Source organism: Ruminococcus sp., assembly GCF_016283395.1.
Genome location: NZ_JAEEMU010000055.1, coordinates 1 through 24,620, shown reverse-complemented (window position 1 = coordinate 24,620; position 24,620 = coordinate 1). Strand labels below are relative to the sequence as shown.

The following is a 24,620-nucleotide window of genomic DNA, read 5'->3' as shown; positions in this document are numbered from 1 at the left end:
TCTTGTCCGCCATTGTGATCATACATGAAGTTTTTCTTTGATAATATTGCAGACTTCTTCCTTATGCTGCTGGAAGTAGAAATGGTCGCCCGAAAACGGATACAGACTGCACTTACCGTCTGTAAATCTGCCCCAGCTGCTCATATCAACATTCTGCATAAGAGGATCTTCCGTGCCGTAGATAACTGTGATATCGCAGTCGAACTTAACGTCATCGGGTGAAGCCTTATATCTTTCAGCCATGCGCACATCTGTTGCCAATATGCGGTTGAGTATCTTTACAAGCGCATCATCTGGCGGAGCAGGAGTTGCTGCCGAAAGAGAGTTTGCTGTGAAGAAAGATACTATTTCTTCATCGGAAGCAGTTTCCACATTCTCAAAGCAGTGTACATCTTCATCGGGAGGATTTTTTCCCGAAAGGAAGATATGACAAGGCTGGGGGAGTCCCTTTGCCTTAGTCTGGCGGATAAATTCCGTCACAAGGACAGTGCCCATGCTGTGACCGAAAAGTGCGTATTCGCCGCTTATCTCTTCGGAATGTTTTTCTATGAGGTCTGCTATACAGTCAGCAACGTTGTCCAGTAATGGCTCTGACATACGTGTAAAGCGTCCTGAGAGCTCCATAGGTATAACTGTCGTATCCTTTGGCAGGAAACGCTTGAATGAGACATAGCTCTTTGCAGAGCCGCCTGCGTGTGAAAAGAAAAATAATACCATATTATTCTTCAACAGGTGTGCCCTTTTCGTTGAGGAGATCGAATATCTCGCCTACCTTGCTGATAGAAGCCACCAGTGAAAGAGGTACATTGAGCTTGAATGTTTCTGTTATCTCTGAGCCAAGTCCGAAAAGTCCAAGTGAATCGAGATAAAGGTCATCGTAAACGTCAGTATCTCTTGTTATCTCAGAAGCGTCAACGCCTACATAATCGGAAATTGCCTGTGCGAAGTCTTCAAATTTAAGATTATTCATTATTTATACTCCTTTTTTCTCAGGTATTTGAACTGTATCTTGCCGATATCCTTTGGTATTTCCTCAACGAGAACTACCTTATCAGGTACTTTGTAAGCTGAGAGCTTGCCGTCAAAGTAACGAGCCAGCTCACCGCGTGTTACCTTTTCTTCGCCCTTTGGCTGGATATATGCAACGATCTGCTGACCGATAACAGGATGCGGCTCATCAGTAACAGCTGCGGCTGCTATCTTTGGGTGAGTAAGGAGACAAGCCTCAACTTCCTCAGCGTGAACGAGGTTTCCGCCGCGCTTGATGATACGCTTGCTTCTTCCTGCGAAACGTACTATACCGCCGGGGAGCTTGTTTACAAGGTCACCTGTGCAGAACCAGCGTCTACCCTGCTCGTCTGTGAGTATCTTCTCTGCGGAGAGCTCTGGGTTGCCGAAGTATTCAGTGATAACACCGTCTGTATATACACACAGCTCACCAGTTTCGCCCTCGGGTACTTCATTCTTGTTCTCATCGATAACACGTACATCTGTGAAGCTGAGCTTCTTGAAATCGCTTGGGTCTGTACCGTTGTCGATAGCGGAATCCCATACGACCATTGTGCAGGTCTCGGAAGAACCGATAACGTTTACTACACGGATACCAAGCTTCTCAACGAAGATATCAGCTATCTCCTTGGGGAGAACTTCTCCTGCCCAGTAGCTTATACGGACGCTTGAAAGGTCGTACTTGTCAAAATCAGGTGTAGAAAGAAGCACTTTTGCAAGTGTAGAAGTGAGCTGGATAACGCTTATCTTGTATTTCTCTATTGTTTCAAGGAATGTTACAGGGTTGAACTGTGGCTGATACATAACTGTACCGCCCTTGAGCACCATCTGCTGTCCCATGCCGAAGCCGCCCTGATGATAGAGGGTCATGCCCAGCATCATTACATCGTCAGATCTGAATTCGAGGTAGTCGCCCATATCCTTCTGTGTGGAAAGGAAGCCGCCGGAAGGTACTGAGAGCAGCTTAGGGATACCTGTGCTGCCTGATGTGCAGGCAAGTGACAGTGTGTGGAGATATGCAGGCTCATATATATCGCACTCACTGCTGCCGTACTCTGCCATGAACTTTTCAGCGGAGATGTAGCAGGAGTCAGCAGGGATAAGGCTCTCGTCCGCAAAGCATATAACTTTGTCGAGTGTTATCTGTGAAGGCACAAGAGCACTTACAGCTGCGATGATATTGTTGTTTCTGTACTTTTCTGTTACGAACATTACCTTTGATGTTGTAGCAGGGATAAGCTTTGAGAGCTCCAGCGAGCCGCTCTGAGGGTCCATAGGAACAGGCTGTGCGCCTATTCTTACTGCGGACCAGTAAACGATGAACCACTCGATGCTGTTAGGCATACAGATGCCCACCTTGTCGTCCTCACCGATGCCTATCTTCTTCATTGCAGAGCCGAGCACTGCTGTCTTTTCCATAAACTGAGAGTATGTAAGCTCGTTCTCATCTATTCTCAGAAGCACCTTGTCAGGTGTTTCCTTAGCGTATTTTTCGTAGTAATCGAAAAATTTTTCTGACATTTTTATTTTCCCCCATTAAGTCTTTCAGCGATGAAGTCTGCTGCAATATGCTTTACCCAGTGATACTGCTCACCAACAGGCATTGCGTGCATGATAGTCTCCTCGGAAACGTAAGCAGGCTTGTCCTCGATGTGTATGCTCTCCTTATAGCCCTGAGCCTTGTCAAGGAGCTTCTGTGAAGCCTCGGGAGTCATCCAGTTGTCATCGCTGCTGTATACCATAAGAAAGTCTGCCTTGTGTGTACCCTCTTCGAGAGTTTTCATACCCTCAAGATAGTCGTCAGAGTATTGATATGAGCTCCACTTGCCGCGCTTCATCCATACAGGGATACTGCCCTGATCTGCGAAGTTCATAAGGAGAGGGAACAGACTTACGCAAGCCTTTACCTTCTTATTCTTTACTGTTGCACGGAAAGCGTATCCGCCGCCCATGCAGAGTCCGAAGTTTGCGATATTGTTTTCATCGAGCTTGGGTGAATCCTTTATGAAGTCGTATATTCCTTTGAATGCAGCCTCTATCTGTTTGCCGCCGCATTTGATATTGTTGTGGATTATTGCTGCACCTGCACCCGGCATATCGGGAGTGATGACTGCGATACCTCTTTCGTTGAGTGGAGCAGCCAGCATTTCCAGCTCTTCCTTGCAGCTTCCGATACCCGAGTATGTGATAACCACAGGATAGCCAGTTTTTCTGCCCGAATCAGGGTAGTGTATGTAAGCAGGTATTTTGCCAAATTTAGTATCTATTTCAATGTATTCAACTTTGTTTTTGCAGAGCTTGATATAGTGTTTGTAGCTTTCTTCGAGACCTTTATATATTTCTGTCTTATGTTCTACATCTTCAATGTTTACCATAAAGCAAGCATAGTGGCACTGTGTGATCATCTTTGCATATTCTCTTGCAGAGATCTTGTTTCCTGCTGCCTCTGCTTTGTCGCGGAGCTCAGTATAACGGTCTATCTTTGCGTGCCATTCATCAAGCCATACACCCTGTATCTGTTTGCCGCTCTTGACCTTGATATTATCTATCTTCTTGAGTATGAACTCAAGGTCAAAGGGGTCAGCTCCGTAGAGGAGCGAACGTGTAGCTACGGGGTTAAGCAAATCTCTTATTGCCCATTTCATATTTATCTTGTCCTTTCATATAAGGTCAGCCTGTGTAACGCCATGCACCTTCCCTTGTCATTTCCGTGAACTGCATATAGATACGGTACGGATCAACATGGGTGTGCTTTTGTATAAGAGCGAGCATCCTGTCAGCAAGCTCTTTCAGAAATTCTGATTTGCAGTCTGCACATTCCTGTGGGAGTATGTAACGAAACTCTGCAAAGAATACGGTATCCTCGCTCTTGTTCATATACATTGAACAGTCATCGAGCATTACCATTATAGCAGGCAGAGGCTTTCTGAGTATTACGGAAAGCTCTGATGCAGCTTCGTCAAGAAAGTCTGTACGTGCAGCATCTGAATCAAACTTGAAGTTAGTTTTCATCTGTGCGATAGGCATATCCTTTTATCCTTTCATTCTTTCCAGTCTTTAAATTTTAATACCCTTTATATTTAATTTAGATCATTTTCGATAGTGTAAAACAGGGAAGAAAAAACTGTGTAATACAGCCGTTAGCCATTAGGCATTAGCCGTTAGCCGAAGGAGTTCGCTTACGCTCACATTATTTAAATTATTCGCCGTAGGCGACACATTTGCTACTAGCTGACGGCTAAGGGCTAAAGGCTTAGTTTCGTGATAAGTGAGAACGATGATAATACTTCCCTAATTCGATAATTAGTAGTGTTAATTGTACTTTTTGAATACAAGAGTTGCATTGTGTCCGCCGAAGCCGAAGGAGTTTGAGATAGCAACGTCTACCTTGCGTTCCTGTGGCTTGTTCGGAACATAGTTGAGGTCAAGTTCGGGATCGGGTTCATCATAGTGAAGTGTCGGAGGTACTATACCTGTTTCCATAGCCTTTATGCAGGCAATGGCTTCAAGTGCGCCGCCTGCGCCGAGAGTATGACCGATAGATGCCTTAACAGATGATACAGGGATATCGTAAGCTCTTTCTCCGAATACTTCCTTTATAGCCTTTGTTTCATAAAGGTCATTGAGACCTGTTGAAGTTCCGTGTGCGTTTATGTAGTCAACAGCGTCAGGTGAGATGCCTGCATTGTCAAGAGCAAGTCTCATGGACTCTGCCATGCCTACGCCGTCTGTTTTTGGAGCTGTAAGGTTATAAGCTTCACCGCACATAGCTGCGCCTGCAAGCTCACAGTATATCTTAGCTCCGCGAGCTTTTGCACTTTCCTCGGATTCGAGGATAACAGTTCCGCCGCCCTCGCCCATGATGAAGCCGTCACGGTTCTTTGTGAACGGACGAGCAGCTGTAGAAGGGTCAGGGTTTACGGACATAGCAAGGAGCTGATTGAATCCGCTTATAACGAGATGTGTAACTGTGTTTGAGATGCCGCCTGCGACTACCATATCGCAGAGTCCTGATTCGATGAACTGCTTTCCGAGAGCCATAGCATATGCTGATGAAGCGCAGGCTGTGCTCACGTTGAATGAAGGACCTGTGAAGCCGTATTTGATGGAAACAAGAGCAGGGAGCTCGTTAGGCATCTTCTTGAGAGTTATGTTGAGGGGCTTGTCAAGCTCGTAATCCTCGAAGGAGTTGTCGATAACACCGTAGATAACGCCGACTTTTTTGCCGTTGTATGTAGTGATATCAACTCCGCAGTCTGCGATAGCCTCGCCTGCGGAAGCAAGTCCCATTCTTGTGGTAGTAGTGGTTGCATTGAGCTGACGCTTTTTCCAGTATTTGCCTGCCTCAGCCTCAAATGCTTCATCTACCTCGGCAGCAACTGTGGTATCGTGCTTGTCGAGGGGGATACGTGTGATAGTTTTCATGCCGCACTTGCCTGAGATCAAGCCATTCCAGTAATCCTCGGCAGTATATCCTATTGATGTAACGGCACCAATGCCTGTAATAACAACTTTTTTCATAAATTCTTACCTCATATCAGATGTCGTGTGGGTTTATGCCAATGTTTTCAGCCATACATCCTTGCTCTGATGTATGTACGAGCCAAAGCCCGTTTTGCTGTGCAGTTCATCAAGAGCTGCAAATAATACTTCAATACCGTACTTTTCAAGATAAGCAGCAGGAGTTTCGGCAATTCCGAGGGTATCCTGTACAGCTTCAAGAAATACGTTTTTGTCGCCGCTGTATTCACAGGCGGCATTGACTGTCTCGTTAAGTATGAGAGCAGCCATATAAAGCGGAGCTTTTTCGCATGAGTTTCCGCTGTCGGTCTCATGCTCCTTCATAAAGTCAAGGAAACACATAGTTTCCTTAGGGCAGCCTTCGTTCAGCCAGCCGTTCATTTTTTCGCAGCCGTATCCGAGAAGCCTCTTGTTACGCTCGATACGGAAGTTATCGGGACTTCCTGCCATGAGTCCGAGACCTACACTGTCAAGCACCTCGAAAGGCGGTGCAACTGGGAACATTTCTGCCAGTCCCTTGTTGAGCTCGGCTGCTGTGACGTTCAGGCTCTCGCGGAGATATATTGCGTGAGAGACCATGCAAGCAAGTATCTGATTGAGATATATATGATATCCACCTGAAAAGACGATAGGCTTTTTGCCTGCTGTCTTTACCAGCTCGGCAGCCTTGCTTATACAGCTGTCGGCGGTATCGGGGAGTATATTGAGTTCTACGAATCCTGTAAGCTTTACGGGATAGAAGAAGTGTAATCCGAAGCATCTTTCCTTATGAGGAACGTCCTCGAATACCGAGGCGAGGTCCAGAGAGGAAGTGTTTGAAAGCAGGAGACAGTCCTCTGAAACTGCCGCTGCTGCCTTTGCGAAGATATCCTTCTTGGCAGCCATGTTTTCAAATACAGCTTCTATTACTATATCGCAGCCGCTGAGAGCAGCTGTATCGTCTGTGAACAGGAATGAGTCCTTTTTGTATTCATACTGTTCTTCGGTTATCTTTTTGCGTTTAAGGCTCTTGCCAAGTGTTTTCAGAACTGCCGCTGTGTTTTCCTCGGCACCGAAAAGATCGATGACGACGAACTGTGCATCGGTAAGCTTGTCAAAGAAAAGCGAGAAAATATCCTTTCCCATTTTTCCGTAGCCGATAATACCTATTTTCATGCTTATGCCTCCTTGCTGAGTAAGTAAGAGGTGATGTAAGCTTTGTAGTTATCGTGATCGAATTTTTCGTACTTTTCTGAGATGTATGCGATAAGAGCCAATGCCTCTGCCATACCCTGTTTCTTCTCTGCGAAGATATCTGCCCAGCCAAGCTGGAAGGCTTCTTCGGCAGGGATGAGCTCACCTGACATTACAAGACCATAGGCATTCTGTATACCGCATATTTCGATAGTTCTTGCAACTCCGCCCAGTGCAGGAAGAATTCCGAAAGTGGATTCAGGCTGACCTACTCTTGCATTTTTTTCAATTATTCTATAGTGGCTGTTGACAGCGATCTCACTGCCTGAACCGATACAGAAACCCGTTACCACACTAATGACGGGGAACGGGAGATTACGAAGAAATGTGAAGAAATGTTTTTGTCTGATATGACCCTCGGGAAGTATCCCTGTAGAGTCGTCGTAGATTTCGTTTGCCGAGCGTTCTGACAGAGCATCTACATCAGCACCGACGCTGAAATGTCTGCCTGCTCCTTTGATAATTAGTCCTTTGTAATTGCCATTTGCAGCCTTTTCTTCGATATCAGCCATAGCGGCTTCATACTCTCTGAAAAAGTCAGCTGTCATAAGATTATTGCCTGGCATATTCATTGAAAGAATGAGGACACCGTCCTGTTCTTCAAGTATCATGCCGTTATTTTCATTCATTGGAGTTACCTCCGTTCTTGTCTGCCATAAGGCGGTAGAATGCTTTCGATTCAATCTCGAGCACCTTTTCCGCAGGAGCTGTACGCGATGCTGTGAAGCAGGCGTTTATCTCCTTTATCTGTTTTTCTGTCTTGTCCTTGAAAAGCTTTTCCACGTATTCATCGACCTCACTGCTTTTCAGTCTGAGATCGAATTCGTGAGCAAGATTTTCATCTGCATCGTCATCAAAAGCTGCTGCTGTGATAAAAACAGCGTTTCTGAGGAACTCTCTTACAGCAGAGATCTCTTCCTCTGAATCGCCCGCAACAGTGCTGCTCTGAGGATAAACGATGACGAGACAAGCATTGCTGAGCTGTTCAGCCGAACCAACAAGCTCATACAGTGATGAGATGTCAGTGACCTTAACAGCGTATCCGTTTTTATTTACTGTCATTATTTCCGCCCTCTATGCAAATTCTTAAAGCCTCGGGGATATCGCATATTATGCGTTCCTTGTTTACATAAACGAGCTTGCCTGTGACCTTGCATGACACAAGACCAGTAGTCTCGTTTATTATTTTGTGCTTGTAGCTGACTATGCCGCCTGTGCAGGTGACTTCCGTGTCTATCCTTACTTCGTCGAGCAGGTGAAGTTCATGCATATATCTCTGGCTGCTTTCCATGATAACGGGGAAGAGACCTTCTTCCTCAAGCACACCGAGTATACCGCTGACGTGGTAGAAGTTCCACAGAGCAGTCTCTGCATACTGTAGATATACAGCATTGTTTACATGGCCGAATGAGTCGAGCTCATAGCCCCTTACCGTAAGGTGGTACGAAGTTTTCTTCATTACTTTGAAGCCTCCGCAAGAGCTGCTTCAAATTTGCCCTTGGACGGGTCTGTAACTCCATCTGAAGCGAGATTTATAGTATCTATTATAGCGTGTATCTGTGTGAGAGACTTTCCGTTGAGAAGCTCTTTGACGAAAGCTTTGGTTTCGTCGAATGAGTTCCTGTTCTCACTGAGCTTTGTAACGAGTCCCATATCAAGTGCTTCCTTTGCACCGATCATTTCTCCGCAGAGTATCATCTGAAGAGCCTTTTCCTTGCCAAGGAGCCTGTAAAGTCTTTCCATGCCGCCCATTCCGGGAACTACACCATGCATGATCTCGGGGAGACCGAGGAAAGCCGATGGTGAAGCTATCCTGAACTGGCAGCTGAGGGCTATTTCAAGTCCGCCGCCGAAGCAGCCGCCGTTTATAGCAGCCGCAGTGATGATAGGGAGCTTTTCGATAGTACGAAGAAGCTCTCTTGCGTTTTCAAGCTTTGCCGATAATTCACTGCTGTCTGATGTACCGAAAAGGGAAACATCTGCACCGTGTGAGAAATGTCTTCCTTTTCCGGTTATAATAAGAGCCCCTACCTGTGGATTTTCGTCCAGCCAGCCGAGGAGCTTCTTACGGTCTGCGAATTCGGGCTCAGTCAGAAGATTTTTCGGCCCGTTGTCAATTGTAAGTACAGCAATATTATCTTCGGCATACAGCTCTGATAAATTTGTCCTTAACATTCAGACCTCTCACTGATTAACGATGTCGTTTCCGTACTGATAGATCTTGCAGAACATCTCTACAACATCGCTCATTGTATCCATAGGAGCCTTGAGCATATACTTGCCGATGCTCTGGAGCTTGATGTCAAGGTCGTACTTGTCGGCAGTCATTTCGATAAGTTCAACGAACATAAGGGAATCGCTGCCAAGATCTTCCTGTGGATTTGTATCCATAGTGATCTCGTCTTTCTCTACTTCACATTCCTCTGCGTAGTAGTCGAAGATCATGTCCTTGATCTCCTGTCTGATTTCTTCTGTGATCTCTCTCATTTTTTTAAACCTCCAATAAATTTATTCCCCTTTTGCAAGGGATATGGAAAAATTACACATCTTCAAGAGTGTAAATTTTACATTTCCTACTTACACGTGAGAACTTGCTTACTGCGCCGTTCGCACTTACGTCAAAAAATTCAGTCACGCCCAGTTCCTCAAGCTTATTAAGTGCAAGATCCCAGCGTATGGGGGTATACACGTTCAGCTGATTTTCCGTCATGACCTGCTTGCCTGTAGTCATAACCTCTCTGTTAAATATGGAAAGGATAGGATATACAGGGTCTTTATATTCCGTAGAAGCACAAAAATCAACGTACTCCTTAGAATATTTTTTCATTATCGGGTGGTGGTAGGCAACGCCCGTACCAAAGCTGAAAGCCTTGATAGCACCCTCGTTCTGGCAAAGAAGAAGTGCTTTTTCGACTGCATCTGCACGTCCGCTGACCATAACGTGGAACTTTGAATTTCCGCTTCCGATTATGATCTCATCGGGTGAGAATTTGCCTGCGAACATCTCTTCGATGTCGTTATAGGAGAAACCGATGACGATACCCATATCGAGCTTTTCGTCGTGCTCCTCAAGACAGCGCATTGTAGCGCGGTTCATCATGATTATGTCGTGTGCGAATTCATGTGGCACAGCTCCGAAGCAGCTGCTTATGCTCACTATTCCCGAGCTGTATCCTGCGCCTATATCAGGTATTATGTCTTTGCTTATGTAGTGTTCATAAACGACTCTGTCACATATGAGAGATATCAACCACTCTGCGACTCTTCCGTCGTAAGCTTTGTTTTTTTCGAGATCTTTGTTTAGTCCGAGCCTGTTGAATGCAGTTTCAAGGTAGAATTCGTACTTGTCCATGAGTTCAGGCGGCAGATTGACCAAAAGCTTTTCGGGTTTTGAACCGATGCCGTTGAACAGGAATGCTCTGTTGTACATTATTCATTCTCCTTATATATTATATCTACATCTTATCACCTATTTAGTGTGCTGTCAATAGATAAACTCTTAATTTTGCAATTTTTGAGCAAAACGTTAAAAAAATCACAGTCTTTCAACCAAATTTTATAAATTAGTGCGATTATACGTTTTGTTATACATATTTAAACAAAATAACCAAATATCGTCGTAAACCCTTTAATGGGAGTATTTAACGCTATATAAAGCCGCAAGCCTGATTGGTGATAGATGGCATATCATTTTGGCTGAGCCAAAAAACGACGACTTTTTAGACAAAATGTTGAGCCAATCATTAAAATCAATATATGATATATACATAAATTAATGTGCAAAATAACACTTTAATGCACTTAAAGCGACCGCAATTTTTGAAAAAAACTGTGTATGCTTATTTCATTTTACAGCAATAGTAAATACAGGTTATATGCTTAGAAAAAATAAAAGCCTTTTCTGTTTCGGAAAAGGCTTTTTGCAAGTTTTATTGTTGTTCGGTTGCTTTTATGAACTTTGCCTTGAAAAGGGCTGTGCAGATAAGTGTTGTGAATAATGTTGAGATGACCATTTCAAACAATGCGTTGATACCGACAGCTGTTATTATGAAGAGGAGAATGCTCTTTCCGCTTCTGAGTTTGTCAACGTAGTTGAATTTCTTGTATACCTTGAGAGTGTATTCGCCGTCGCTGAGGTCTCTGAAGTCAGCGTTCGGCTCTTTGAATTTGAGCGTTTTTTCGCTGATCTCTTTGCCGTTGAAGGTAGCACCCTTCAGTTTTTTTGAACTGAAAACGAACTTTGTTGCATCAGAATCTGTCAGCAGTGGGACTGCCGCGGAAGGAGTTCCGATAGTAAGAATTATATCATTGCCTATCTGAGCGTGAACTCTGTCTGATGCGAAATCAACGTGATCACCGCTGTTGTTGGTGATCTCGGCTATGACACCGTTTTTTACGGTGATTGTGTACTTGTTGTCAAGACCTGCTGCTGTATGGTTGAATATAAGCACCAGAGCTCCCATAAAGAAGATGGTATTGAGTATAGCAGCTGAGAAGCCCGAGATGCCGAAAGACAGCTGTACATTTGACATATTTTTCTTGTTGACGAACCAGAACATAACACCAAAACCAACTGCGAATACAGCTATAAGTGTAAGTGCCACAGGGATACCTGATGTTATAAAGTTATACATACCTTCCGACATATTGTATTTGCCGTTCTTGTCGTGGCAGATGAGGAGCATCACAGACAGGAAAAGACCGATAAGGACGATACCTGAAATGATACCTGAAATTATGGACATAGCTTTTTTGGACTTTATCCTGGAAAGCGCGGAGAATATAAATCCGACCAGCAGACCGTCCAGAGCTCTCGGAACGACACGCTGTATGAATGTGAGTGTCGGGCTTATTTCGAGTGTAGCAGCACCCATTGCACTTGGAACGCCTATGCCGAAGCACTGCAGGAAACTGAACAAGCCGAACACTATTCCTATGATAAGTCCGCCTATTGGTCCCATTGTGATAGCTGCGATAGCGATAGGGATTATGTTAAGTGTGATTACCAGCGGGCCTATAGGTATAGAACCGATGGGGGTGAATGAAAAAATTGCTATGATCGCAGTCAGCAAACCAAGCAATACTATTCTTTTGGTGTCAAATTTGAAAACCTTCATTTTAAATTTTCCTCCTTGTTACTACTCCCTCGGAAGGGATATAATACAATGCATATAATACATATATGATATCACATTTTGTAAAGTTTGTAAAGGGCTCAATCTACAGAAAAAGGTTAACAGCTTGTTCAAAAATAGTACATATGTTACAAATATAACCTTTTGTGATGCTGGTTTTATAATTAAACTAATAAAATAAAATACTCAAAGTATAATTTTAAAGGTGAGTTTATGAAAAATCTTTGACCAAAGGTCAACTGTTATCACGGATGCAGTTGACTTAAAACAACGATATTTTGGTAAACTTGCTACCGAATGTTAAAAAGATACGTTGACGAGGAACAAAATGCACAATTATTCTAAAAATATTTATGAAATTTAGTTAGTGTTAAAATATTGCAATTAGTATATCATTATGATATAATATAAGTGCAAAATTCTGTAATCCTATCAAAATGCGGACAAGCAAAAGGGTACCTTTACGGGGAATTGTAAAAAAACATAAAGAAAGGATTGGTTATGACCATGAAAAAATCTTTGGGGAAAAGATTTTTAAGTGGCGTTACATCGGGAATTCTGGCGGTCACCTATGCCCTGCCGTCAATCATTCCGTCGGCTTCTGCCGAAGATGAAACGCTGAACCCGAAGTATGGCAAAGACTATGCCGTTGAAGATATTCTCAGCGAATATGCATACTTTGTCAGGGATGATGCCAATATCGGCAATCATACGGTCGGTTCGATCGCTATAGGCGGTACCGGAGTAATAGATCACTTCGGTGAAGGTGCTGTATCACCGTCGTTTATAGGCAATATCGAAAAGACAGGAAACTATCAGAGTGAAGCCCCGTTCCTTTATGGCGAAGACATAAGAGAACGCTATAAGGGACAGCCGGTTTACTACCACCAGCACAGTGAAGACCTTTCGTATCTTGACTTTGAAGGCTCAAAGTTCCAGAAGATAGATAACGACTTCATTGATTTTGGCGAGGCATTCGCCAAGATATCCGAGTGGTCGGAGGCTAAGAAAACTGCTTCCGATGCATACAAGTTAACGGAAAGCGATATTGAGGAAAGAGAGCTTTGGTTCGGCAATAACATCAAAGTCATCTCTATTGATTTCGACACTATGCCCTCAAATATCGTTATCCCGAAGGAGATCTTTGAATCAGCAAACCTTATCAGTCTTAAAGGCGATATCCAGAAGATCGCTACAGGCGGTTACACTATCACACTTGAAGATGTTGAAAAAGCAAATCTTGCTTTCGACGGAAACGGTGAGGGCGGATTCAAGCTTGTTGAGTTCGCAGGTGTTGAGGCAGGAAAAAACACAACTGCTTTCCATGCGCTCGGTGACAGTGAGACTACTCAGAACGGTCAGATAAACCTTGATGCAGGAATGAATTTCGTATGGAATTTCCCTGATTCAACAGAAGTAAACTTTAAATTCGGCGGCGGTCATATCGTTGCTCCGAAGGCTTCATACACCAACGACGGCGGTAACAATGAGGGAAGCATAATCGCTAAGAGCATTGAGTACACAAAGGCTGAAGCTCATTTCTATCCTTACTTCTCATTCTCAAAGGAAAGACCTGTGAAAAAGAAGGTCTCAGACGTTACCTTCTCAAAGGTCAAGGATACTACCGAGATCACAGATACAACTGCTGACGGCTACAGCGTAAAGAACGCAGGCGAAAAGATCAGCGGTGCGCATATGGTTCTCACACTTGATGCTCCGGAGCAGGAGGGTGAGACACTCAGCGGCGTAACATCAAATCTTGACAGCAAGAGCGTTGAAGAGGGCAAGCCCGTTATCAGCGGTTCTGTTATCAAGTGGACAACAGTTGATACCGATCTCACTTTAAAGGGACTCCCTGACGGCAAGTATATCCTCAGCGAGGAAAATGCTCCCGAGGGATGTCAGCCAATAAAGTCTACAGTTATCACTGTAAGCGACGGCAAGGTAACTTCCGATAATACTACAGGAGTTATCGCAAAGGATAAGTCAGGCTCTGAAACAGCTTCAATAACAGCTGTTGATGAAGTTTATACAGCATTTATCCGTAAGGCAAGAACTGTTTCTGGCAGCGTAGATTCACCTGTTTCGGGAGCTCTCCTCAGACTCACGGGTGTTGATGAATACGATCAGCCGATAGATATGTCTGCTGTAACTGCAAAGGACGTACAGTACTTTACAGATAACGGACACGGTATACAGCTCGAAAGTGTTGATTCAAAGCTCGCTGCATACAAGCTTGCTTCAAACGCAATAGAGAATACCGCATCAGACAAGAATGCTGCATACGAATTCACTACAACAGGTTCAAATGTAGCATTCACTGGTCTCCCTGCCGGTACTTACACTATCGAAGAGCTTTCAGCTCCTACAGGTTACCTTTCAGCTTCTTCAAAGACTTTCGTTATCTCAAAGGATACAAACGGAAGACTTGCAATGACAAGCGGCAAGGACACAGGAGCCTCACAGGATACAGTAACACTTTACGACAATATCCAGACTATAAAAATAAGTAAGGCTGATATTGGCGGCAACATAGTTGAAGGTGCTGAGTTCGAGCTTTCGAGAACAGATAATGGTTCTCTCGGAAACGTTTCTATCGCACTTGATGAAGATGAATCCTATGACATAATAGGTGAAGTTAGTGAAGCAGCCGATTCAGACGGCGATGATTATAATGACAAGGGCGTTGAGATACAGCTCAACGGTACACAGTCATTCACAGTCCGCGGAAAGACAATGAATCATATACGTATTAACGGCAAGGCTGTTAATACAGGCAGCAAGCAGAACACATATTTATATGAGGGCAGTGCAACAGATCAGCTTATCATAACAGGTATGTACGAAGGTGATTATACCGTTAAGCTGGACGATGGAACAGAATGTGTTATCCACTGCTCAAAGGGCAATAAAAAAATTGATAACTATGGAGTATTGTTAAAGCCAAAGAGCTCTGACAATAAGGAAGATCTCAAGGACAGCACAGCTATCCTTTCCACTGACAATAAGACCATTTCCTTCAAGGGCGGCACTGTTAATATTGCCAGCCTTGATGACGGCGAGTACGTCCTCAAGGAGACAGCAGCCCCCAATGGTTTTGCCAAGGTCGAGTCAGCATTCACATTCGAGATCAATAACGGCGAAGTTACATTAAAGAGTGCAGACACAACAGGTTTTACTGTTAAGAACGGCGATGAGATCGTTATCACAGACAGTATTTCCGAAATAAGCATATACAAGTACTACGATTCAGTAGGAAATACAACACCTGACGCAGCAGGCAAGGGTGCTGATATGAAGCTCACATTCGTAAAGGCTTCTGATAAGGCAGTACAGGATATCGTAGGCGCAAAGAACATCAAGGTCGGCGAGTCAGCAAAGTGGAATTCAAAGCGTGAAAATCCAAAGGTATTCGTTGGTCTTATGGACGGTGAGTACCTCCTTGAAGAAGAGAAAGCTCCTGAGGGTTATGAGGCTGCTGAGCCTAAGACAATAATCATCAAGGACGGTATCATCGCAGGCGACGGTGCAAGCGAGTATCTCCTCAACACAAAGAAGGGTACTATCACACTTGACAAGAAGGCACTTGGCGGCGATTATATTGCTGAGGGTGAAGTTGAGTTCACTATCAAGGCATCAGGCAGCGATGCAACACTCAAGGGTGTAAGCATCAACGGCGGCGAAGAGCTAGGCGATGTCAAGGAGTACAAGTTCAGCGGTCTTACATCTACATTCACGGGACTTAAAGACGGCGAATATATCCTCGTTGAGGATACAGCTCCCGCAGGCTACTCTGTAGTATCAGAGTTCAAGTTCACTGTCAAGGGCGGCAATGTTGAAAGCGTAGAGAGTGCTACAAACGGCAGATCCTACAAGGACGAAAAGGGCAACATCGTAGTTGAAGATGCTCCTATCGTAAAGCTCAGCAAGGAAGCTCTCGGTGCAAAGCCTATCCCTGAGAGTGCAGGCAAGGCAGAGTTCACACTTATCGCAAACGATGAGGGTGCAAGCCTCAAGGGCGTTAAGATCAACGGCACTGAGGTAACAGAGGATACAAACGAGACAAAGTTCAAGGGCAACGCAGTTGACTTTGAATATCTTGCAGCAGGCAGCTATACTCTCGTAGAGGATACAGCTCCTACAGGCTACTCAGTAGTAACAAAGTTCAATTTCACAGTTGATGAAAAGGGTAAGGTATCAAAGGTAGAGACAACTACTAACGGAAAGTCATACATCGGCGAAAACGGTGAGATAGTTGTTGAAGATGCTCCTATCATCAAGATAGACAAGAAGGAAGTAGGCGGTGAGCCTATCCCCGAGGAGTCAGGCAAGGCTAAGTTCAAGCTTACAGCTGAGGGAGATCAGACTCTCGAAGGTGTAAAGGTAGACGGCGGCGAGGCACTCGGCAAGGACGTTAAGGAAGTAGAGTTCGACGGAAACGTTGCTGAGCTCGAATATCTCCCTGACGGAAAGTACAGCCTTGAAGAGACAGCAGCTCCTGATGGCTACACAACAATCACAACATTCACATTTGAAATAGAAGACGGTGTTGTAAAGAACACATCAGTCGTAACAGACGGTGACAAGAAGGTATCAGATGACGGAAAGACAATTGAAGTATTTGATACAAAGTCTACTATTAAAATAGACAAGCAGGCACTTGGCGGAACTCCTATCCCCGAGAGTGCAGGCAAGGCTAAGTTCACACTTATCGCAAACGATGAGGGCGCAAGTCTCCAGGGCGTTAAGGTAAACGGCAAGGCTGTTGAAGACGATACAGTTTCTGTAGAATTCGACGGCAATGCAGCAGAATTTGAATTCCTCAAGGACGGTCAGTATACTCTCAGAGAGGATACAGCTCCTACAGGATATTCAGTAATAACTGATTTCACATTCACAGTTGAGAACGGTATCGTTACAAAGAGCGATGCAGTTACAACAGGCAGAACTACAGTTTCTCCTGACGGTAAGAAGATCGTAGTCGAGGACGCTCCTATCATCAAGATAGACAAGAAGGAAGTAGGCGGCGAGCCTATTCCTGAAAGTGCAGGCAAAGCTAAGTTCAAGCTTACAGCTGAGGGAGATCAGACTCTCGAAGGTGTAAAGGTAGACGGCGGCGAGGCACTCGGCAAGGGCGTTAAGGAAGTTGAGTTCGACGGCAATGCAGCTGAGCTCGAATATCTCCCTGACGGTACATACAGCCTTGAAGAGACAGCAGCTCCTGACGGCTACACAACTATCACAACATTTACATTTGACATCGTTGACGGCACAGTTACAAACGTAAAGGTAAAAACTGACGGAGATGCAAAGGTTTCCGAGGACGGAACAGTTCTCGAAGTATTCGATACAAAGTCAGTCATCTCGATCGACAAGAAGGAACTCGGCGGAGAAGAAATTCCTGCTGAGGCAGGCGGTGCAACATTTGTACTCACAGCAGAGGACGAGGGCAAGACACTCGAGGGCGTAACCATTAATGATGGTAAGGCTCTTGGTGAAGTTAAGTCAACAGAGTTCACAGGCAACGGTACAAAGTTCACAGGACTCAAGGACGGTAAGTACAGCCTTGAAGAAACAGCAGCACCTACCGGCTATGCAACAGTAACAAAGTTTACATTCGATATTGAAAACGGTATCGTAAAGAATGTTGACGTTGAGACAGACGGCGATGCAAAGATATCAAAGGACGGCAAGGTCCTTGAAGTATTTGACAGTAAGTCATCAACAATAACAATCGACAAGAAGGCTCTCGGCGGAGAAGAAATTCCGGCTGAGGCAGGCGGTGCAACATTTGTACTCACAGCAGAGGACGAGGGCAAGACACTCGAGGGCGTAACTATCAATGACGGTGACGCACTTGGTAATGTAAAGTCAACAGAGTTCACAGGCAACGGTACAAAGTTCACAGGACTCAAGGACGGTAAGTACAGCCTTGAAGAAACAGCAGCACCAGACGGCTTCACAACAGTAACAAAGTTCACATTCGATATCGAAAACGGTATCGTAAAGAACGTTGATGTTGAGACAGACGGTGACGCAAAGATCTCAAAGGACGGCAAGGTTCTTGAAGTATTCGACACTAAGTCAACAATAACAATCGACAAGAAAGCACTCGGCGGAGAAGAGATTCCAGCTGAGGCAGGCGGAGCAACATTTGTACTCACAGCAGAGGACGAGGGCAAGACACTCAAGGGTGTGACTATCAATGACGGTAAGGCACTCGGCGAAGTCAAGTCAACAGAGTTCACAGGCAACGGTACAAAGTTCACAGGACTCAAGGACGGTAAGTACAGCCTTGAAGAAACAGCAGCACCTGACGGCTTCACAACAGTAACAAAGTTCACATTCGATATCGAGAACGGTATCGTAAAGAATGTTGACGTTGAGACAGACGGCGATGCAAAGGTTTCAAAGGACGGCAAGGTTCTTGAAGTATTCGACACAAAGTCAACAATAACAATCGACAAGAAGGCACTGGGCGGTGAAGAGATCCCCGAAGAGGCAGGCAAGGCTAAGTTCAAGCTCATCTCTGAGGACGGTCAGTCACTGAAGGGCGTTAAGATCAACGGCGGCAAGGCTCTCGAAGATGTCAAGGAGACTGAATTCGACGGCAATTCCGCAAACTTCGAGTTCCTGAAGGACGGTAAGTATTCACTTGTTGAAACTGCTTCACCTGACGGTTACGATGTAGTTTCAAAGTTCACATTCACACTTGAAAACGGTAAGGTCAAGAACGTAGAAGCTTCCACAACAGGCAAGACTTCTATGTCCGAGGACAAGACAACTATCATTATTGAGGACGCTCCTAACGAGTTTACGATCGGCAAGAGCGATATCACAGGCGAGAAGGAGATCAAGGGTGCTCAGCTTGAGCTCACAAACTCCGACATCGACTGGAAGACAATTCTTGAAGCAAACAAGAATGACAGCGATTTCGTAAAGGTCGAGAACAGTGACGGTAAGGTCATCGGTATCCAGTGGGTGTCAGGCGACTCTGCAAAGCTCGTAAAAGCACTCAAGGACGGTAACTACTCACTGAAGGAAACAGGTGACAAGTTCGAGGACGGCGGAAAGGTTTATGATATCATTACTTCCGTACTCAACTTCACTATCAAGGACAGCAAGATAGTTGATGCAAAGGGTGAAGCTCTCAAGGAGACACCTGACAAGACATCTGAGGAAGGCTATTACATAGTAGACAAGAGCGGTAATCATATTGAAGTTTGCGATGCTGAGGCAACAACAAGTACTTCAACATCAACAACTACAGGCAAGACCACAACGACTACAACTTCTACATCTACTACTACAAGCAAGACAACAACATCAACTACAACAACAACTACCACAACAACTACCACAACAACTACCACAACAACTACCACAACAACTACCACCACAACCACCACAACAACCACCACAACAACAACTACAACTACAACTACCACAACTACTACAACCACAACGACTTCGACAAGCACAACAACCACAACGTCGAAGACGACAACAACAACTACAAGCACAACGACTACTACAACAACTACAACGCTTGCAAAGGTAAATATCAACAAGGTAGACCTTGGCGGCACAGAAGTAGTCGGAGCTAAACTGACGCTTACAGGAAAGACATCAGGAGGAAAGAAAGTATCCTTCAAGGACGGTCAGATCAAGGCAGGCGCAGGAGCAGAAGTGCTCAACGGCGTAGGCAATGCGATCGTATGGCTGTCAGGTACAGAGACAACAGTTGTATACGTAGAGGATGGAACATATACCATTGAAGAGCTTGCAGCACCAAAGGGATATGAAGTAGCAACAAAGATCGAGTTCACAGTTGAGAACGGAAAGATAGTAAAGGGCGGTAAGTCAGCTGATACAGTTGAAATGATCGATGAGAGAATAGTAACAACTACAACAACAACGACCACAACAACTACAACTACAACTTCAACCACAACTTCAACCACAACTACTACATCAACAACCACCTCAACTACAACGACATCTACAACTACTACAACCTCAACTACGACAACATCAACTACGACAACATCAACTACGACAACAACAACTACCACAACAACTACCACAACAACAACTACTACCACAACAACTACTACAACTACAACGACTTCGACAAGCACAACAACCACAACGTCGAAGACGACAACAACTACAAGCACAACGACTACTACAACTACGACAACGCTTGCAAAGGTAAATATCAATAAGGTAGACCTTGGCGGCACAGAGGTAGTCGGAGCTAAACTGACACTTACAGGAAAGACATCAGGCGGAAAGACAGTATCTTTCAAGGACGGACAAATCAAGGCAGGCGCAGGAGCAGAAGTGCTCAACGGCGTAGGCAATGCAATGGTATGGCTGTCAGGTACAGAGACAACAGTTGTATACGTAGAGGACGGAACATATACCCTTGAAGAGCTTGCAGCACCAAAGGGATATGAAGTAGCAACAAAGATCGAGTTCACAGTTGAGAACGGAAAGATAGTAAAGGGCGGCAAGTCAGCTGATACAGTTGAAATGATCGATGAGAGAATAGTAACAACAACTACTACGACCTCAACAACAACGACCACAACAACTACAACTACAACAACGACTACCACTACAACTACTACATCTACAACAACCTCAACTACAACAACCTCAACTACAACAACATCTACAACTACGACAACATCAACTACGACAACATCAACTACGACAACATCAACTACGACAACAACAACTACCACAACAACATCGACAACAACTACTACAACAACTACCACAACTACTACAACCACAACGACTTCGACAAGCACAACAACCACAACGTCGAAGACGACAACAACTACTACAAGCACAACGACTACAACAACAACTACAACGCTTGCAAAGGTAAACATCAATAAGGTAGACCTTGGCGGCACAGAAGTAGTCGGAGCTAAACTGACACTTACAGGAAAGACATCAGGCGGAAAGACAGTATCTTTCAAGGACGGACAGATCAAGGCAGGCGCAGGAGCAGAAGTGCTCAACGGCGTAGGCAATGCAATGGTATGGCTGTCAGGTACAGAGACAACAGTTGTATACGTAGAGGACGGAACATATACACTTGAAGAGCTTGCAGCTCCGAAGGGATATGAAGTAGCAACAAAGATCGAGTTCACAGTAGAGAACGGCAAGATAGTAAAGGGCGGTAAGTCGGCAGATACAGTTGAAATGGTCGATGAGAGAATAGTAACAACAACTACTACGACCTCAACAACAACGACCACAACAACTACAACAACGACTACCACCACAACAACGACTACCACGACTACAACTACAACATCTACAACAAGCAAGACAACTACGACAACAACATCAACTACTACATCGACAACTACAACAGTTATAACAACAGCTGTTGTAAAGATCGACAAGCAGGATATCCTTGGTGAAGAAGTCGAAGGTGCCGAGCTTACACTTACAGGTGTTGACAAGGACGGTCATAAGGTAGAATTCGATGAAGGCGTTATTACAGCCGGACAGGGTGCTAAGGTTGAAAAGTCTCACGGTGATTCACTGGTTTGGATCTCAGGACAGACAGCAACAAAGGTAACTCTTGAGGACGGTCAGTATATCCTTCACGAAGTAGCTGCTCCTACAGGCTACGAAGTAGCAACAGATATGAAGTTCACAGTTACTGACGGTAAGCTTGTATCTGTTGACGGAGTTGAGACAGATTCCGATACAGTTGTAATGATCGACAAGAAGATAGTAACAACTACTACAACAACGACAACTACAACTACTACAAGCACAACAACTACAACCACAAACGTGACCGATGTAATGGGACAGGAGGTTTCAAATACTACCAGCGTTACACAGGGAGGTATCGAGTTCTCAGTAACTTCAACTTCCACAACAACAACAACTACTACATCGACCACTTCCACAACTACAACATCTGAGACTACTACAACAGATGTTACTACCACTACAGCAGAAGAGACAACAACTACTACAACTACAACTGCTGCTGTAACTGGTAAGACAACAGCAAAAACAACTACAAAGGCTAAGAGCACAACAACTAAGAAGACAACTGATGCACCTAAGACAGGTGTTGAGGGAGCAGGAGCAGCATTAGCAGTACTTGGTATTGCAGCAGTTTGCGCTTTCGCAGCTCGTTCAAGAAAGAAGAACGACGATCAGTAAGGCTTTCAAAGATGAATAAGTGATCGAAGCACAAAGAGCTGTCGGACAATTGTCTGACAGCTCTTTTTTTGAAAAAAAGACTTGTAATTGATGTTGAAATTTGGTATAATAATCTTATATCTTGATTATGGAGGTGCATTATGAGTTCTGACCCTTATGGGAATTTGAATAATATTCCATGCTTCGGCAGACGATAATAATGCTCTCGTCCTTTTGCCGAAGTTAATCTCGGCGAAAGGAGCAAGGCTTTTCCGCTATGGAACAGCCGAAATGATATGATAAACTTTTACTGCTATGAAAACGGTATCCTGAAACAGTGCGATGCTCCGATAGCAGGCTGCTGGGTATCGGTGGTAGACCCGACTCCCCAGGAGGTAAGGGAGCTTATAGAGGATTATGGTCTTGACAGCGGATTTGTTAAGTCCGCAATAGATGAGGAGGAGTCATCACGTATCGAGCGCGAGGACGACCAGACTCTCGTTATTATAGATACTCCTGTATCTGCAATTGGCGACGACAAGACCAAGAACTTCTATACTCTTCCTATGGGCATCATCGTTACGGACGAATACGTTTTCACTATCTCTATCAGAGAAACACAGATACTCAACGAAGCCGCACGAGGCGGCATACGCAATCTCAGACCTGATTTCAAGACAAGATTTGTGCTCCAGCTTCTTCTCAGGATCGCAGCACTCTTTCTTACCTACCTGAAACAGATAGATAAGATATCATCTGCTGCTGAGCAGGAGCTCCATGACGCTATGAAGAACGAGCTTCTCATGCAGCTGCTGGCTCTTGAAAAGTCACTGGTATACTTTTCCACTTCACTGAAAGCAAATGAAGCGACTATCGAGAAGATATTTCGAGGCAGAGTAATAAAGCTCTACGATGAGGATCAGGACCTTCTTGAGGACGTTCTTATCGAGATGAAGCAGGCGATCGAGATGTCAAGTATATACACAGGCATTCTGTCCAGTATGATGGACGGCTTCTCGTCGATAATCTCGAATAATCTGAACCTTGTGATGTGGAGACTTACTATCGTCACTATCGTACTTCAGATACCGAACATCATGTTTGCGTTTTACGGTATCAATACGGGAGATATACCGTTCAACTATACCTGGGTCGCGCTTGCACTTACAGGTTTCCTTACGATAGTTACAGCGTTTGCGCTGCTTAAATGGAAGAAGAAATAAACCTGACGGAGAGGGAAATGGCAGAAATAAAGCATAGTTTGATCGCCAATTTTGACTCTGAAGACAAAAAAGAGGGTTTCAGAGGACAATCATATATACAGAAAAAATGCCTGTGATGATGAAGTAGTAATAGGATCAAGGTAAATCTTGAGAGAGTTCAGGAGATGTCTGCAGAGAGAGTTCCTGATTTGCCTAAAAGCCGGATCAGAATACATTTGCAACGTGCTCTTGGTTTTTATATTGCAGTTTTCGGAGAGATACATGAATGCGGGAGCGCGAAATGCACAGCATCTGATAAAATTGTTTAGCTTAAAGATATTATAGAAGAAAAATACTCATAAATCTTTCCCTGCTTATATTGGCAGGGATTATTTTTTTATTTTTAGTGACAAGCGGCAATAAATGTGCTATAATAACTATGTATAGATTTTTCTGTAAAGGACGGACTTTGTTTATGTCAAAAAATTATGATGTTATTATAGCAGGCTGCGGAGCAGCAGGACTTTACGCGGCTATAAATCTCCCCAGTGAGCTCAATATACTCATTCTGTGCAAGCGCGACCTGCCGCTTTGCAATTCCTCCCTCGCACAGGGCGGCATCGCAGGAGTTTATAACTCACCTGGCGACAATATCCAGTACCATCAGAACGATACTCTCATTGCAGGCAGCTTCAAGAACAATGTGGAAGCTGTTCATACCCTCGTAAGCGAGGCTGCACAGGATATCGAGCATATAATCAAGCTGGGCGTGGAGTTTGACAAGAATCCCGACGGTACCTACCACCGCACTCTTGAGGGCGGTCACAGCCACCACCGTATCTTCCACCATGCAGACGCTACGGGCAAGGAGATAACCTCCACACTTCTGGAGAACGTTCAGCAGCTCAGCAACGTCACCATAATGGAGAACACTATGATGTGCAGCGTTAAGCAGACAAAGACAGGCTACTCCGCACTGCTCAAGCTTGCTGACGACTCCTACGAGACCTGCAACTGCCACTTCATGATAATGGCAACAGGCGGTATCGGACGTGTATACCAGTTCACCACAAACTCCGCCATAGCAACAGGCGACGGCATAACCTTTGCCTATGAAATGGGTGCAAAGATAAAGAACCTGAGCTATGTTCAGTTCCACCCCACAGCCTTCAACAACCGCGCTACAAGAGAGTGCTTCCTTATTTCCGAGGCAGTACGCGGCGAGGGCGCTTACCTGCTGAACTGCCACAAGGAGCGCTTCATGCACAACTATGATGAGCGTCTGGAGCTTGCTCCCAGAGACGTAGTTTCCCACGCTATCATACTTGAGTCA

General features: G+C 44.7%; 17 protein-coding genes. 3 read left to right on the top strand and 14 right to left on the bottom strand.

Going from position 1 to position 24,620, the window contains the following annotated elements:
- Positions 1–18: 18 nt before the first annotated feature.
- From QZZ41_RS14285 to QZZ41_RS14220, 14 genes are all read right to left on the bottom strand, one after another.
- A complete protein-coding gene (locus tag QZZ41_RS14285) occupies positions 19–717 on the bottom strand; it encodes a thioesterase II family protein (protein ID WP_295073615.1) in 699 nt (232 codons plus the stop codon).
- 1 nt (position 718) lies between these two features.
- Entirely contained in the window at positions 719–970 is a 252-nt protein-coding gene (locus QZZ41_RS14280) for an acyl carrier protein (RefSeq protein WP_295073612.1), read from the bottom strand.
- Complete coding sequence (locus QZZ41_RS14275; protein WP_295073609.1) at positions 970–2,529, bottom strand: class I adenylate-forming enzyme family protein; 1,560 nt, start codon at positions 2,527–2,529, stop codon at positions 970–972. The genes QZZ41_RS14280 and QZZ41_RS14275 overlap by 1 nt, the downstream gene beginning before the upstream one ends.
- A gap of 2 nt (positions 2,530–2,531) precedes the next feature.
- On the bottom strand, positions 2,532–3,653 hold the full coding sequence (locus QZZ41_RS14270) for an alpha/beta hydrolase (RefSeq protein WP_295073606.1): 1,122 nt from the start codon (positions 3,651–3,653) through the stop codon (positions 2,532–2,534).
- Between the two features lie 25 nt (positions 3,654–3,678).
- Positions 3,679–4,035, bottom strand: a complete 357-nt coding sequence (locus QZZ41_RS14265) for a hypothetical protein (RefSeq protein WP_295073603.1) — start codon at positions 4,033–4,035, stop codon at positions 3,679–3,681.
- A 285-nt stretch (positions 4,036–4,320) separates the two neighbouring features.
- On the bottom strand, positions 4,321–5,529 hold the full coding sequence (locus QZZ41_RS14260; protein WP_295073601.1) for a beta-ketoacyl synthase: 1,209 nt from the start codon (positions 5,527–5,529) through the stop codon (positions 4,321–4,323).
- A 33-nt stretch (positions 5,530–5,562) separates the two neighbouring features.
- The gene (locus QZZ41_RS14255; RefSeq protein WP_295073598.1) at positions 5,563–6,684 is read right to left on the bottom strand and encodes a 3-hydroxyacyl-CoA dehydrogenase family protein; all 1,122 of its coding nucleotides are present in this window, start codon (positions 6,682–6,684) and stop codon (positions 5,563–5,565) included.
- A 2-nt stretch (positions 6,685–6,686) separates the two neighbouring features.
- Entirely contained in the window at positions 6,687–7,391 is a 705-nt protein-coding gene (locus tag QZZ41_RS14250) for an enoyl-CoA hydratase/isomerase family protein (protein WP_295073595.1), read from the bottom strand.
- Positions 7,384–7,824 (bottom strand): hypothetical protein, encoded by a 441-nt coding sequence (locus QZZ41_RS14245; protein WP_295073592.1) that lies wholly within the window; start codon positions 7,822–7,824, stop codon positions 7,384–7,386. The genes QZZ41_RS14250 and QZZ41_RS14245 overlap by 8 nt, the downstream gene beginning before the upstream one ends.
- Positions 7,811–8,221, bottom strand: a complete 411-nt coding sequence (locus QZZ41_RS14240) for a thioesterase family protein (RefSeq protein WP_074718889.1) — start codon at positions 8,219–8,221, stop codon at positions 7,811–7,813. The genes QZZ41_RS14245 and QZZ41_RS14240 overlap by 14 nt, the downstream gene beginning before the upstream one ends.
- Positions 8,221–8,937, bottom strand: a complete 717-nt coding sequence (locus QZZ41_RS14235) for an enoyl-CoA hydratase/isomerase family protein (RefSeq protein ID WP_295073587.1) — start codon at positions 8,935–8,937, stop codon at positions 8,221–8,223. Before QZZ41_RS14235 ends, QZZ41_RS14240 begins: the two co-directional genes overlap by 1 nt.
- 9 nt (positions 8,938–8,946) lie before the next feature.
- Complete coding sequence (locus QZZ41_RS14230) at positions 8,947–9,249, bottom strand: acyl carrier protein (RefSeq protein WP_019678946.1); 303 nt, start codon at positions 9,247–9,249, stop codon at positions 8,947–8,949.
- Positions 9,250–9,301: 52 nt separating this feature from the next.
- Positions 9,302–10,192, bottom strand: coding sequence for an ACP S-malonyltransferase (locus tag QZZ41_RS14225; RefSeq protein ID WP_295073583.1), 891 nt, complete (start codon positions 10,190–10,192; stop codon positions 9,302–9,304).
- Positions 10,193–10,691: 499 nt separating this feature from the next.
- On the bottom strand, positions 10,692–11,879 hold the full coding sequence (locus QZZ41_RS14220) for an ECF transporter S component (protein ID WP_295073580.1): 1,188 nt from the start codon (positions 11,877–11,879) through the stop codon (positions 10,692–10,694).
- Between the two features lie 525 nt (positions 11,880–12,404).
- On the opposite strand from QZZ41_RS14220, the gene QZZ41_RS14215 reads away from it, so the two are divergent.
- The 3 genes from QZZ41_RS14215 to QZZ41_RS14205 all read left to right on the top strand — a co-directional run.
- Complete coding sequence (locus QZZ41_RS14215) at positions 12,405–22,106, top strand: SpaA isopeptide-forming pilin-related protein (RefSeq protein ID WP_295073577.1); 9,702 nt, start codon at positions 12,405–12,407, stop codon at positions 22,104–22,106.
- A 275-nt stretch (positions 22,107–22,381) separates the two neighbouring features.
- Positions 22,382–23,308, top strand: coding sequence for a magnesium transporter CorA family protein (locus tag QZZ41_RS14210; protein WP_295073574.1), 927 nt, complete (start codon positions 22,382–22,384; stop codon positions 23,306–23,308).
- 454 nt (positions 23,309–23,762) lie between these two features.
- Positions 23,763–24,620 (top strand): FAD-binding protein (locus QZZ41_RS14205; protein WP_295073571.1); only part of this gene is annotated, 858 nt, incomplete at its 3' end.